10 protein-coding genes are annotated in these 13,529 nt (G+C 50.4%); 8 read left to right on the forward strand and 2 right to left on the reverse strand.

Annotated elements, in window-relative coordinates; genetic code table 11:
* Positions 1 to 5 precede the first annotated feature (5 nt).
* Positions 6 to 1,016 carry a nucleoside-triphosphatase gene (locus tag JNUCC32_RS31775; RefSeq protein WP_192571107.1) on the forward strand — a complete coding sequence of 337 codons (1,011 nt, stop codon included), beginning with the start codon at positions 6 to 8 and terminating at the stop codon, positions 1,014 to 1,016.
* A gap of 5 nt (positions 1,017 to 1,021) precedes the next feature.
* Positions 1,022 to 1,600, forward strand: a complete 579-nt coding sequence (locus tag JNUCC32_RS03475) for a GNAT family N-acetyltransferase (protein ID WP_192571108.1) — start codon at positions 1,022 to 1,024, stop codon at positions 1,598 to 1,600.
* Between the two features lie 89 nt (positions 1,601 to 1,689).
* Here the strand turns inward: JNUCC32_RS03475 and JNUCC32_RS03480 are convergent, their stop codons facing one another.
* Positions 1,690 to 2,736 (reverse strand): PocR ligand-binding domain-containing protein, encoded by a 1,047-nt coding sequence (locus tag JNUCC32_RS03480; protein WP_096775964.1) that lies wholly within the window; start codon positions 2,734 to 2,736, stop codon positions 1,690 to 1,692.
* Positions 2,737 to 2,940: 204 nt separating this feature from the next.
* Here JNUCC32_RS03480 and JNUCC32_RS03485 point away from each other — a divergent pair, with 204 nt between their 5' ends.
* The 6 genes from JNUCC32_RS03485 (at position 2,941) to JNUCC32_RS03510 (ending at position 11,002) form a co-directional block, all read left to right on the forward strand.
* Positions 2,941 to 4,059, forward strand: coding sequence for a glycerol dehydrogenase (locus JNUCC32_RS03485; RefSeq protein WP_096775963.1), 1,119 nt, complete (start codon positions 2,941 to 2,943; stop codon positions 4,057 to 4,059).
* A gap of 1 nt (position 4,060) precedes the next feature.
* The gene (dhaK, locus tag JNUCC32_RS03490; RefSeq protein ID WP_192571109.1) at positions 4,061 to 5,821 is read left to right on the forward strand and encodes a dihydroxyacetone kinase subunit DhaK; all 1,761 of its coding nucleotides are present in this window, start codon (positions 4,061 to 4,063) and stop codon (positions 5,819 to 5,821) included.
* Between the two features lie 510 nt (positions 5,822 to 6,331).
* On the forward strand, positions 6,332 to 7,321 hold the full coding sequence (locus JNUCC32_RS03495) for an ABC transporter permease (RefSeq protein ID WP_096775961.1): 990 nt from the start codon (positions 6,332 to 6,334) through the stop codon (positions 7,319 to 7,321).
* Between the two features lie 16 nt (positions 7,322 to 7,337).
* Complete coding sequence (locus tag JNUCC32_RS03500) at positions 7,338 to 8,249, forward strand: carbohydrate ABC transporter permease (protein WP_192571110.1); 912 nt, start codon at positions 7,338 to 7,340, stop codon at positions 8,247 to 8,249.
* A 56-nt stretch (positions 8,250 to 8,305) separates the two neighbouring features.
* Positions 8,306 to 9,922 (forward strand): extracellular solute-binding protein, encoded by a 1,617-nt coding sequence (locus JNUCC32_RS03505; RefSeq protein WP_192571111.1) that lies wholly within the window; start codon positions 8,306 to 8,308, stop codon positions 9,920 to 9,922.
* A 63-nt stretch (positions 9,923 to 9,985) separates the two neighbouring features.
* On the forward strand, positions 9,986 to 11,002 hold the full coding sequence (locus tag JNUCC32_RS03510; protein ID WP_192571112.1) for a glycoside hydrolase family 130 protein: 1,017 nt from the start codon (positions 9,986 to 9,988) through the stop codon (positions 11,000 to 11,002).
* Positions 11,003 to 11,058: 56 nt separating this feature from the next.
* Here the strand turns inward: JNUCC32_RS03510 and JNUCC32_RS03515 are convergent, their stop codons facing one another.
* On the reverse strand, positions 11,059 to 13,392 hold the full coding sequence (locus JNUCC32_RS03515) for a helix-turn-helix domain-containing protein (RefSeq protein WP_192571113.1): 2,334 nt from the start codon (positions 13,390 to 13,392) through the stop codon (positions 11,059 to 11,061).
* Positions 13,393 to 13,529: the final 137 nt, after the last annotated feature.

Raw genomic sequence — 13,529 nt, forward strand, 5'->3', positions numbered from 1 at the left:
AATCGATGTTTGAGCAGTCAAAGCATTTGGTTGCTGTTTCAGCTTTAGTGAAGAATAGAGACGGACATGTGCTGATGGTTCGGACGCATTTGCGTTCGGATACGTGGGAACTGCCCGGAGGCTTCGTTGATGCCGGGGAGCCGCTGGATCAAGCCGTGTGCCGGGAGTTTCTGGAGGAGACGGGCGTGGTTATACGCCCTTTAGGCATTTCAGGAGTCTACTACAATGAGAGGCTGCACGTGTTGTCCGTCGTTTTTCATGCGGAATACGTCAGCGGAGAAATAACCGTTCAACCGGAAGAAATTGTGGAAGCGAAATTCGTAGACTTGGTAGATTCCAACCTGGATGAATACATAAAAAGGCCCCACATTCAATCGCGCACGTTGGACGCCATCCGTGCAGAGCGTTCGGTCCCTTATGAGACTTGGGATTTGAACCCGCCTCAGTATAAGCTGCTGTCCAGATTGGACGGGAAACCGCTGAATGCCAAAACGGCATTTTTACTCACGGGGAAGCCGAGGATGGGCAAAACGACCCTGATCAAGAAACTCATACATCTCGTCGGCCCTGATCTTTGCGGCGGTTTTTATACGGAGGAAATAACGAATGCAGGCGATCGAATCGGTTTCAGATGCGTGGCTGTCGATGGAGAAAGCGTAGAGATTGCAAATGTGGAAAGTCCCAGCCATATTCGAATTGGCAGGTACGGCGTAGATGTTGAGAAATTCGAGGATTTTGCTATTCATAAACTACGGGAAGCCTTGTCCTCCAAGAAAATCATCGTCATTGACGAAATGGGATTCATGCAGATGCTGTCTGCCTCTTTTCAAAGCATGGTACATGAGATTATTAGTGATCGCCGGATTGTACTAGGAACGATACCCGTCGAGAGTCACCCTGAAATAGATGCAATTAAATATCGGAAGGAAGTCGGCATCATCAGCTTGAACGAATTCAATCGTGATAGGATGCCGGAATTATTGATAAAGGATATTTTGAAGGCATTGGAGGGATGAGGGACATGCGGATAGAGGATATCTTCTCGGATCTGCCAACATTAGAAACAGGCCGAACGATTTTAAGAAAATTAAGAAGCGAGGACGAGCCAGATATCTTTCGTTACGGATCGGATGATGAGGTATCGAGATATACCTCCTGGCCGACGCATCAAACGATGGAAGATACCCGCCATTATCTAAACAAGGTGCTGCAAAAATACGACCATCATGCCGTGGCCCCGTGGGGGATCGTGGACAAAGAAACCGGAAGGGTCATCGGAACTTCAGGATTTATGGCTTGGAACGTTCATCATGACAAAGCAGAACTGGGATATGCCTTGTCCAAGGATTATTGGAATCGCGGTTACATGACCGAAGTGATCAGGACCATCATCTCTTATGGATTTGAACGAATGAAGCTGGTTAGAATCGAAGCCAGCTGTCTGCCGTCAAACCTAGGATCAGCCAGAGTGATGGAAAAGGCCGGCATGACCTTTGAGGGAATCATAAGACAGTCGATATTCGTGAAAGGCAAACATGAAGATCTGAAATTATATTCCATTGTCGTGGATGACTACCGGAATCAGAACAAGCCCCGTTAACGGGGCTTGGCCGGATAACGGCCATCGCAAAAATCCCTTCGTGCATGCACGAAGGGATTTTTACATGAATGGTCGACAGCCTGGAACGATTACTTCGCGGATATCCCGGCATACATGTTCCGGTACACGGCCGGGGTGAGGTTCTCGAACTTTTTGAACGTTTTGATGAAATAGCCCGTGTCGCAAAAGCCTAGATCATCGCTCACTTGATGGATCGGCGAATCGGTGGATTCCAGCAGCCGCTTGGCCCATTCAATCTTAAGCCGGGCGATGAAGACGGAGAAATTCTCCCCGGTCTCTTTCGTAAATATACGGCTGAAATAGCTGGGGCTGATGTGGCACAGCTTGGCCATCTCCTTCAGGCTGAAGTTTTCATGCTTGTGCGTAAAAATGTAATCAAACGCGGGCTGAAGCACCGGATTCGAAGAAGCAAACCGCCCGGCGCCATTCTTCAATTTGGTGTCGATCAGCGCCCCTGACAGCTCCTGCTGGATGGATTGAATGCTGCGGACCGCGCGATCGGACTCGCTCAGCGTTTCAACCGACACTGGCGCGTCCATGTTAGACGTGAGCACTTTTTTGTACATATCCACCGTGGTATGCTTTTGAATGGCTTCCTCCACGATATACGTGCTCAATTGTAGCAGCAGATCCACGCACCTTGTTACTTCCTCGTATGACAGGACTGGCAGGGCGTTGTAATCCTCTTCGAGCTCCTTGAACTTCCGGTTTGACTCCACATTGGGCGGCCGGGACACGATCTGCTCCAGCATCGGCGCGTCAGGCTCCCGGAGCTTGAGCTGTCCGGCCATGATCGCGCCAAGATATTGGTTATCGATGATGATCGGAATGGCGATATCGATAATGTTAAAATGGCACAGATAGATGTATGGCTTGTTCTGGCGAACCGCTTCAATGCCGGCTCGCGCATCGCATTTTTGGCAATACTGCGAGAGATGGCCATCCTGGCGCACGCCTTGGCAGAAAGGCTGGCAGTAGCTGTGCTTGGTCACGGGAACGCCCTTGTAATCGACCGTAAGGATCGCCATTTTGGTCACAAGCGATAAGGAATCCTGCAGCTTCTCCCATTTCTCCAAATCGATGATTTCTTCTAAATCGAACCGGGATTTGGACATGACGATATTCTCCTATGAACGTAATAGAAATTCTATTCATCATTATAGCGAATAACTCTACTAAAGGACAAGATAATACAATTTGCCATCTAGATGACAAAAAAACACGATAAGAAAACGCTTTATTCCGATCTCATTGTTTCATGCTTCCCGAATGAGCACAACCTATAATAATACATATAGTCAAATTAGGAGGAATGAAAAATGAGAAGGGCATTTATCAGTCCGACAAAATATGTGCAAGGTGAGAACGAACTGTTGAATCTGGGATATTTCGTTAAAACATTCGGAGATTCCGCGCTGCTGATCGCCCATCCGGATGACGTTGCCCGCGTGAAAGACAAGCTGGACGCAACGAAACAGACATTTAATATAACGCTCGTTGAAAGCGGATTCCGTGGAGAATGCTCCCGGGAGGAGGTTGCCAGATTGCAGGCATTGGCCAAGGAGCATCAATGTGCCTGCACGATTGGCCTCGGCGGAGGCAAAGCGATCGATACGGCAAAATGCGTAGCCGAAGGCGAGGCACTGATTATCGTTCCGACGATTGCGGCAACCGATGCACCGACAAGCCATTCGGCGGTTCTCTATACCCCCGAAGGCGAATTCGACGATTACGCTTATTTTAAGCAAAGCCCAAGCGTCGTCATGATCGATACAACGGTTATTGCGAAAGCGCCAACTCGATTCCTTGTTGCTGGAATGGGGGATGCGCTCTCGACTTATTTCGAAGCAAGAGCGACGGCTCAATCGTACTCCAATGTCAATGCCGGTTTGCCGTGCGGCGGCGAGGCCAAGGGAACGATCACCGCATTGGGACTTGCCAAGCTATGTTATGACACCCTGCTCGAGAACGGATATCGGGCGAAACTGGCCTGCGATCAGAACATCGTGACGCCTGCGCTGGAGAATATCATCGAGACGAATATTCTGTTATCGGGTTTGGGCTTCGAGAGCGGCGGTTTGGCAGCGATTCATGCGATTCACAATGGCTTGACGGCTTTGGAAGGAACGCACCATTATTATCACGGCGAGAAGGTAGCCTTCAGCACGATTGCCCAATTGGTGCTTGAGAATGCGGAACAGGATGAAATGAAGGAAGTGCTGGATTTCTGTCTGTCGATCGGTCTTCCCGTATGCCTGGCGGATATCGGCGTAGAGCATGTCACTTACGAGGAATTGCTTGAGGTTGCCAAGAAGGCATGCATTGCCGAGGAATCCATTCATTCGATGCCGTTCCCGATTTCGGAGGAAGCGGTAGCATCGGCCATTATGGCGGCTGACCAGTTGGGCCGTCAATATAAATCAAGCAAGGAGATCTAAGATGAAGAAAATCATGAACAAACCGGAAACCTTGGTTCGGGAAATGTGCAATGGGCTGGTACTGGCGCATCCCGAGCTGGCGTTCGACCCTAAATACAAAGTAATTTCAAAAAAAGAGATCAATCAAGGTAAAGTCACCCTGATCAGCGGCGGCGGAAGCGGGCACGAACCGGCCCATGCCGGATTTGTGGGAACCGGGATGCTGGATACGGCGGTTTGCGGGGACGTATTTGCTTCCCCATCCCAAATCCAGGTGTACCAAGCGATCCGCAGCTCCGCCAGCGATAAGGGGACGCTGCTTATTATCAAGAACTACAGCGGCGACATCATGAACTTCAAGAATGCAGCCCATCTCGCAGGCGAAGACGGCATTGAAGTGGATTACGTCAAGGTGGACGATGACATCGCCGTGGAAGACAGCCTCTATACGGTTGGGAGAAGAGGAGTTGCCGGAACGGTGCTCGTTCATAAGGTGGCCGGAGCGGCCGCGGAAGCGGGACTGTCCCTGCCGGAAGTGAAAGAAGCGGCGCAGCATGCGATCAACCATGTCCGCAGCATCGGCTTCGCGTTTAGCTCCTGCACCGTTCCCGCGAAAGGTACCCCGACGTTTCAGATCGAGGATGGCGAGATGGAATATGGCGTCGGCATTCACGGCGAACCGGGAATCCGCAGGGAGAAAGCCGTTCCAGCGGATGAGCTGGCGCAGCGGATGGTTACGTCTTTGCTGGATAACCTGGAGCTGGATGATGCTTCGGAAGCCGAAGTTGCCGTACTGATCAACGGGTTTGGCGGCACGCCGCTGCAGGAGCTGTATTTGCTGAACAATTCCGTGACGCGTGAATTGACGGCTCGAAACAAGCGGGTATTCAAAGGATTTGTCGGCAACTATATGACCAGCATCGATATGGCCGGTGCCTCGGTAACGATCATGAAGCTGGACGAGACGCTCAAGAAGTGGCTGTCTGCGCCATGCGATACGCCGGCACTAACGGTCAAGGGCGCATTCGAGCCCGTGAATTATACCGAGGTGATTCCACAAGAGAAGTCAGAAGGCACGGTATCGTATAAAAACAATACGGATGCCGCGGCAGCGGTGATTAAGAACAACCGGTTATCCTTGCAAAATATCGTGTACCTGATCGATCAGATGAGCGAGGTCATCATCGAGAACGAGGTGCCGTTCTGCGAGCTCGACGCCCATGCGGGAGACGGCGATTTCGGGATGAGCGTCGCCAAGGGCTTCAAGCAGCTAAAATCGGAGTGGAACGATCTGCTTACCCATCACCTTCGCGATATCGGCGATTTCCTCGACGCCTGCTCGATGATCATTATGGAGCACTGCGGCGGGGCTTCGGGACCGATCTGGGGATCGGCGTTCCGAGCCGCAAGCAAATATGCAGGGCAGAAACAGGAGCTGTCCGTTCATGAGGTCGCGGAGATGATGCAGGCCGTCGTCAAAGGAATTCAGGATACGGGCGAAAGATCCTTCGGAAGAGGAGCCGTCGTCGGCGATAAGACGCTGATCGATGCGCTCGTGCCGTTCGCGGATGCCTGGACGCAGAGTGGAGAGCAAGGCGAAGACATGAAGCCGGCAGCGATCAAAGCGGCCGAAGCGGCGGTGCTCGGCGCGCAGAAGACGGCGGATATCGTTGCCCGAATGGGTAGAGCGGGCACGGTAGGGGAACGCAGCATCGGATACCCGGATGCGGGCGCGTATGCGCTCGGGGTTATTTTCACCGAGCTGGCTAAAGTGATGAAGTAATTCCGAAGCAAGAAAGACAGCAATAAGCTACTACGCTACTACTACTACTAACTAAAAGAATTCATAAAAAAACCACCAATTAAAGTTGGTGGTTTTTTTTATTTGGATAGGTGAATGGTCAAAGGGAATGAAATGGACAGAGACATTTTCATTCTGCCCTTCCTTGTTCTCGTGCGAGTTAACGCATATTCGGTGTTCGTAGGCCATGTTCGCACAACGCTTGATGGAGCACAATATGTAACATATGAATCCTGATAACAGGTTCATATGTTACACATACTCCGTATTAACTAAGATCAAAAATCGCGGAGATTCTGATGAAAAATAAAGGACAGCAGCGGGATTTCGCCGGACAGACGGGTGACAATGCACATCTTACACATTTACGATGTCATGCTGTCTTCTCTACACTTTGGAATGTAAGCGTTACCTGTTAATCACTGAAACGTGATGTACGTGAGTGAACCAGATAACCTGACATGAATCGATATGTAAGAAAGGAGGGGAAACATGAAGGGAAAAAGACTGCTTGCTGTGATATCCGAAAGACGTTCCATCCATCGCGAAACGAAGCCGCCTAATCCAGGTGTAAACCAAACGTCTCTTGGTAAACGAATCAGGGTGAACTGGGAGCTCTATCTGTTCTTGGTGCCGGCCTTATTGTATTTCCTTGTATTTCACTATGCGCCCATGTACGGCATCCAGATTGCCTTTAAGAACTTTATCCCTAGCAAAGGAATCATGGACAGCCCATGGGTGGGCTTCGATCATTTCGAGCGTTTCTTCAATTCCTACTATTTCTGGGATCTGCTCTGGAATACGTTCAGCCTCAGCTTCTACGAGCTGATCATCGGGTTTCCGCTGCCGATCATCCTGGCGCTCGCTTTCAACGAAATCCGGACGGGTCCCTTCAAGAAAATCGTCCAGACCGTTACGTATGCGCCTCATTTTATATCCGTTGTTGTCATGGCGGGTATGATTATTACCTTCTTATCGCCGTCCACAGGCATCCTGATCCAATTGATCAAATGGATGGGCATCGATGCGCCGAACTTTCTGTCGGATCCGGCGTGGTTCAAGACCGTGTACGTTCTGTCGGGGGTCTGGCAAAGCACCGGATGGGGGACCATTATCTATCTGGCCGCGCTGTCCGGGGTCGATCCCCAGCAGCATGAAGCCGCGATTGTGGATGGCGCCAGTCGTTTCAAACGATTGTTGCACATCAACCTCCCGGCCATACTCCCAACGATCACCATTTTGTTGATTTTGAACATGGGCAACATCCTTACGATTGGCTTCGAAAAAATACTGCTGCTGCAGAACTCGCTGAATATGGAATCTTCCGATGTCATTTCAACTTATGTTTACCGGACCGGTCTGGTCGACGCGCAGTACAGCTTCTCGACAGCCGTTGGCCTGTTCAACTCCGTGATCAACGTCATTCTATTGGTAACGGTCAACCGGATTGCCAGACGCACCAGCGAGAACAGCCTATGGTAGAAAGGAGGAAAGTGCATTGGTTACCGCGATGAAGGAATCGAAGGGGGACAAGATTTTTCTCGGCAGCGTCTATATCTATTTATGCATCGCCTTGATTGTCGTTCTGTATCCGCTCGTTTATATTCTCAGCGCATCGATCAGCAGCCCGCAGCAGGTGAATTCCGGTGCGATGTGGCTGTTTCCCAAGGAGATTACCTGGGCCGGATACCAGCTGGTCTTCGAAAATCCGAAGATTTGGAACGGATATCTGAACACGATCGTCTATACTGGAATAGGAACGCTGTTGAACCTGGCCGTGACACTGCCTGCAGCTTATGCCCTCAGCAGGTCGGATTTGGTCGGCCGTCAACTGTTCTTGGGATTTATTCTGTTCACGATGTTCTTTACCGGAGGGCTTGTGCCCACGTATCTCGTCGTCCGGAATTTGGGACTGATCAACACGATGGGGGCGCTCATTCTTCCCGTAGCAGCATCGGTATGGAATATCATCGTTGCCCGGACGTTCTTCCAGACGACGATTCCCAAGGAACTGCAGGAAGCGGCATATATGGACGGCTGTACCAACCTGAAGCTGTTCGTCCGCATTATTCTGCCGCTGTCCGCGCCGATTATTGCAGTCATGGCATTATTTTACGGGGTCAGTCACTGGAACAGCTATTTTCCGGCTCTGATCTATCTCAACGATGAGAGCAAGTATCCTCTGCAGATGGTGCTGCGGCAGATTCTGGTTCTTCAGGAAATGACGGCGGAGACGACCGGCGCCGGAATCAGCGGGGATGCCGCCAGGGCAATGAATTCCAAAGCCGAAACCGCATCATTGATCAAATACGGGGTTATCGTTGTATCTACGCTGCCGATTGTGGCTCTCTATCCTTTTTTACAGCGATACTTTGTCCAAGGGGTTATGATCGGCTCTGTAAAAGGATGATGAATGAAAGCGTTTTATAAGATATGAGCTTGAGTATGCAAAGGGAGGAAACATGGATGAAGATGACAAGCAAACCTTGGAAGCTGGTGTTGACGGGGATGACAGCCCTGTCCCTGCTCGCCGGATGCGGTTCGGCCGGCGATACGAATTCTGCCGGAACAAAGTCAACGGAAGCAGCCGCCGTGAATAAGGAAGGCTTCCCGATTATGAATGAACCGATTACGCTGACCATGATGGCACCTGATGTCGGCGTTCAGAACTGGAAGGATATGGTCGTGCTGCAGCAGATGGAGGAAAAGACGGGCATTTCATTCCGATACTTGAACGCACCGAAGGATAGCTTTGATACGAAGAAGAATCTCGTATTTGCCAGCGGCGATTACCCGGATGTCTTCTATGCTGCAGGGTTGACCGCGGCCGAACAGATGAACTATGGCGAGCAGGGTATTCTGATTCCGCTGGAGGAGCTCATCGAGGAATATGCTCCGAACTTTAAGGCGCTGATGGACGAGATTCCGGAGATCCGTAAATCCATTACGGCTCCAGATGGGCATATTTACTCTTTGCCTGCGGTCGATTTAAGCCAGCACTGGTATCGCAACCCGCTGTGGTACAACGGTGATTTCCTGGAGGCCCTGAATATCGACAAGCTTCCGGAGACGACCGAGGAGCTCTACACCTTCCTGAAGCGGGTAAAAGAAGAGGATCCGAACGGCAATGGAGTCGCCGATGAAATCCCGATCTCTTCCGTATCGACGGCTACGACCAATGCTCGTGATTTGCGTACTTGGCTTCTTGGCGCTTTCGGCGTTTATGAAGACGAAATTTATGTAGACGATGCGGATGTTGTTCATTATACCCCGATAGAAGAAGGCTTCCGAGAGTATCTGGCCTATATGAACCGTCTTTGGAAAGAGGATCTGCTTGACCATGAAAGCTTCTCGCAAACCGCAGAACAGAAAAAGGCCAAGGCACAGAACAATCAGGTGGCCCTGTTCTCCGACTGGCATGCTTACATGACCAAAGGCGGAGAACCGTCCACCAAGGATCCGATGTTCGCTCCGGTGAAAAGCGATTTGGTAGACAAGCCGGCCATCGCCAAGAACAGAGGGATTACGACAGGGGCTTTTGCCATTTCGGCTACCAATCCTGCTCCTGAAGCATCGATGCGTTGGGTGGACTACCTTTACTCTTATGAAGGGTCGCTTTTTTTCAACAAAGGACCGGAAGGGATGCTGTGGGAGTACACGGATGAAGCCAATCGCGTGAAACGCTATTTGTCTGTGCCGGACGGCATGGAGATGGAGGATTACCGCGCGACTTTGACGCCAAACTACGGCATTCCGGCTCCTACCATCAACACGGACGATATCAATAAAGGATTGAAGACCGACTTTGATCTGTGGGTTGAAAAGGAAACGAAGGAGAAACTGCTCGATCGGGGAGCAAGACCTCCGTTCCCTGCCTTGTTCCTTACCGTGGAAGAGCAAACCGAGATCAACAGCCTGAACTCGGATCTGAGCACGTATGTACAACAGATGGAGGCGAAATTCATAACCGGCGCAGAACCGTTGTCCAATTGGGATAACTATCTGAACACGATGAAGAAAATGGGTGCCGACCGAGTTGTTGAAATCTATCAAGGCGCATATGACCGCTGGAAGTCGAGCTAAACATAGAATGATAGAGGGCCTGATAAATCTCCTGAATATTATACAAATGTGGAGGCATAGCCTATGAAAATTACGAGACATCCGAACAATCCGATCGTCGTTCCGGGAACGTACGAATGGCGTAAAGTCACCGTATTCAATCCTGCGGTTATTATAGACAACGGGAAGTTTTACATGATTGAGCGAACCGCAGGCTCGCTAACGCCTTGCAAGAATGTTTTGGGACTGCTGGAGAGCGAAGACGGGGTGAATTTTACGCACGTGAAAGACGAGCCGATCGTGACGCCTGACATGCTGGGCTTTCCATATGGAAGCGTCCAGGACCCGCGGATTGTCAAAATCGACGGGACTTACTATCTAAACTATGCCCTTAGGCCATGCGCCATGAGTTACTATCCGACGGGAGCGGGGATACCGGAGCGGTCGATACCCAAATATCCGGACGGCTGGGGGGAGGAGGAGGGCCACTGGCTCACTCGCTCTTCGATCGTGAAGTCGGACAATCTGATCGACTGGGAGTTCGTTGCCGATACGACACCGCTCGATATCAATGACCGCGACAACATTTTGTTCCCTGAGAAGATTAACGGAAAGTATGCATTGCTGCGCCGTCCGGAGGAATACGTGGGTGCAGCTTACGGAACGGACAGCGCGGCGATATGGATTACGTACTCCGAGGATCTGGTTCATTGGGAAGAGCCGAAACTTCTGGCCAAAGCCGAGAATCCGGCGTGGGAATCCAGGAAAATCGGCGGAGCCACGCCGCCTGTGCGAACCGATAAAGGCTGGCTGGTCCTTTACCACGGCGTTGATGATCAGGTCGTTTACCGTGTTGGGGCGATGCTTCTTGACCTGAACAACCCTGAGAAGGTCATAGCAAGAACGAAGAATTACATTATGGAACCGGATACCTATTACGAGAAATTCGGTTATCAAATTCCGAATGTGGTGTTCCCGACAGGAAACGTGGTTAAAGACGGTCTGCTCTATATCTATTATGGTGTGACCGACACAGCAATTGCACTGGCTACCGTGCCGGTCGATGAGCTGGTTGAGCATATCTTGAACGAACCGCAGTGAGTGAAGTAGAAGCATCCGGGCCCTTTCGAGACAAGTTCTCCTAAAGGGCCCTTCTGTTATATATCCAGCCTATTCGAACGATGTTGTTTGCGGTACTGACCGGGCGTAAGCCCGGTTTCTTTCTTGAATTTGCGGATGAAATTGGGTGCATCCAGGTAGCCCACCTGTTCGATGATTTCCTTCAGGGGAGCGCTTGTCGTCACAAGCAGCCGAATGACTTCCTCCGTACGCCTCTTCCAGATATACTGCGAGAAACTGATCCCGGTCTTCTCTTTGAAGCTGCGGCTTAAGTAAGAGGTAGAGACGGAAAATTTAAGGGCAACATGCTCCAGGCTGAGCGTATAGTCCGCAAACTGCTGATTTACATAATGTACGATATCATCGATCAGTTTTGGCGCTGCTTGTTCATGGTTCCGTTCAACCTTGTCGCAAACCTCTGTCGTGAGCGACAACAGCTTGTCCTCAAATTCTTCCAGCGTCTCAAACGACGTATAGTCCGAGATGCTGCTGAATGCTTCGTTCATTCCAACCTCAGAGGCGGACCGAAGCAGCGCGTTCAGCAGATCGAAGCAAATGCAGCGCAGCAGATGAATTTGCAGCGGTTCGCTGCGGATGGTCTCCATCATCTCGGCGATCATCTGCACAGCCACCGACTCGTTGCCTTGCTTTAGGCTTTGCTCCAGCTTGAGCAAAGACTTTCTTGGAAGCCATACGCCTTTGGCGACAGGATGATTCTGCTCTGCCAACTGGTCGAAATAGGTGATCCGGCTGCTGCCGACCATTCGGTGCTCGAGTGCGGTTGCGGCTTCGATGAAGGATTGGTTCAGCTGCCCCAAATCCCGGTAGGGCGTACCTACGCCCATGCTCGGATCGAGCCGAGTGTTCTCGGAGATCAATCCCTGGACCGCGCGAATGATCTGCTCCATCCGGAGCTTCAGCGAATCTTGACCAGGGTCAGGAAGCGATACGATCAGCGCAAATTGATTATCGGCTGAGAATTCAACGCCATAGATATTCGCTTGAAGCCCTGATGGTTCAACATGGCTGAGAATTTCATGCACCTGCTGACGATCCTTCTGGACGACTTCCTCGGCCGCATCGTTTTCTTCCCAGGACAGAATCACACAGAAATAAATGACTTGTTCTTGGGGAGATTCCAGTCCGACTCCGGCGATCATTCGCTCGATTTCGGGATCATCCGGCTTTCCGTGCTTCAGCAGAAGCAGCATGCATTGGTTGCGCACGAAGGGCTCCTGCATATCGATCCGGGTGCTGTAATCGTGAAGGGTCTGACGAATCCATTCCCATTCATTGCGCGTTTTGGGCTCTGGGGAATCGCTAACTCTGAGCTTGGCGAATTCCATCAAATCCTTAATCGGGTGATATTGGCGTCTAGCCAGCACAAAAGCGGCAAGCACTCCGGTTATGACGGCGATGCCAAACACCAGCAGAATGAGCGTCTGTACATGAGCGACCCGGCTGAAGAACTGGTAGCTTGGCATGATGGTCATGTAATTCCAGCCATTCTCCCCGGATTTGACGGATACGACGGAATACTTGTCATTATTCAGGGAGAGATTGTGTATGCCGGCATCAAGCGCAGCCAATGTTCCAAGGTGCTCCTGAGACAGGGTTACGCCATGATTGCTCGCTGTAAGCACTTCATCATTTTGATTGAGAATGTAGCTGCTCCCGGTGAAATCGCTAAGAATGGAATCCATGACCCCGGTAAGATTGGACTCTTTCACCATATATACGACGCTCCCGTACGGATAGGGGGCATTGGGCTTGATCGGTACGATGATGGTCAGCATCGTCTCCTGCCTGGAGTTGTTGATCAAAACATTCTCGGCCGGCCGTATTACCATCTGATTCGTCTCGTTCAGCGCAAGGGTGACATCTTCCAGACTCCAGTTCTCATAACGATAGAAGGAGTCGAACGCAACGTTAACATTCGTCAGGCCGCGGTAAGAGTAGATAATCGGGTCGTTATGATAGTATAAGAAGATGTCTTCAATAATGCTGCTGTTTGCCTTATAGTTGGCCAAAGCTTGTATGGCTTCCACTCTGTAATAATCATCACGGACCATATAAGGGGTTAAGCGTCTGTCGTAAGCGATCCGGCCGGAAAGCTCCCGAAGCTCCGCGATACGGGAGTCGATGGTCATTGACACCTGGTTCAATTGATTGATGTTGGATTGTTCGATCTCGGTACGAAGCCCGCTGACAGCGCTATCATAAACAAACATCGTTACTCCAGTCAGAGGAATCAGGAAGATCAGAATATAAGACAGAACGTATCTTAAGAGCAGCTTCGACTTAAAGTGATTCCAGTTTATTCGGAAAGTGAAAGTGGATACGATGAATGATTTGAGGTTGTGAATGGTCATTTTGGGTGCATCCTCCATTGCATTCTTTTCATGTCATGCGAAATTCCGATTTCATCAACAAGGATAGGGTTATTTGAAACATTATATCATTATAATGATTATTCGGAGAAATATTAAGAATAAATTCATCATTATTC

The organism is Paenibacillus sp. JNUCC32, assembly GCF_014863545.1.
In the GTDB taxonomy this organism is placed as follows: domain Bacteria; phylum Bacillota; class Bacilli; order Paenibacillales; family Paenibacillaceae; genus Paenibacillus_AQ; species Paenibacillus_AQ lautus_A.

What these genes read in the sequence shown, in the direction of transcription:
- JNUCC32_RS31775 (WP_192571107.1), top strand. Translation starts at nt 6, where the DNA reads ATGTTTGAGCAGTCAAAGCATTTGGTTGCTGTTTCAGCTTTAGTGAAG.
- JNUCC32_RS03510 (WP_192571112.1), top strand. Translation starts at nt 9,986, where the DNA reads ATGAAAATTACGAGACATCCGAACAATCCGATCGTCGTTCCGGGAACG.
- JNUCC32_RS03515 (WP_192571113.1), bottom strand. Translation starts at nt 13,392, where the DNA reads ATGACCATTCACAACCTCAAATCATTCATCGTATCCACTTTCACTTTC.
- JNUCC32_RS03505 (WP_192571111.1), top strand. Translation starts at nt 8,306, where the DNA reads ATGAAGATGACAAGCAAACCTTGGAAGCTGGTGTTGACGGGGATGACA.
- JNUCC32_RS03485 (WP_096775963.1), top strand. Translation starts at nt 2,941, where the DNA reads ATGAGAAGGGCATTTATCAGTCCGACAAAATATGTGCAAGGTGAGAAC.
- dhaK (WP_192571109.1), top strand. Translation starts at nt 4,061, where the DNA reads ATGAAGAAAATCATGAACAAACCGGAAACCTTGGTTCGGGAAATGTGC.
- JNUCC32_RS03495 (WP_096775961.1), top strand. Translation starts at nt 6,332, where the DNA reads ATGAAGGGAAAAAGACTGCTTGCTGTGATATCCGAAAGACGTTCCATC.
- JNUCC32_RS03475 (WP_192571108.1), top strand. Translation starts at nt 1,022, where the DNA reads ATGCGGATAGAGGATATCTTCTCGGATCTGCCAACATTAGAAACAGGC.
- JNUCC32_RS03480 (WP_096775964.1), bottom strand. Translation starts at nt 2,736, where the DNA reads ATGTCCAAATCCCGGTTCGATTTAGAAGAAATCATCGATTTGGAGAAA.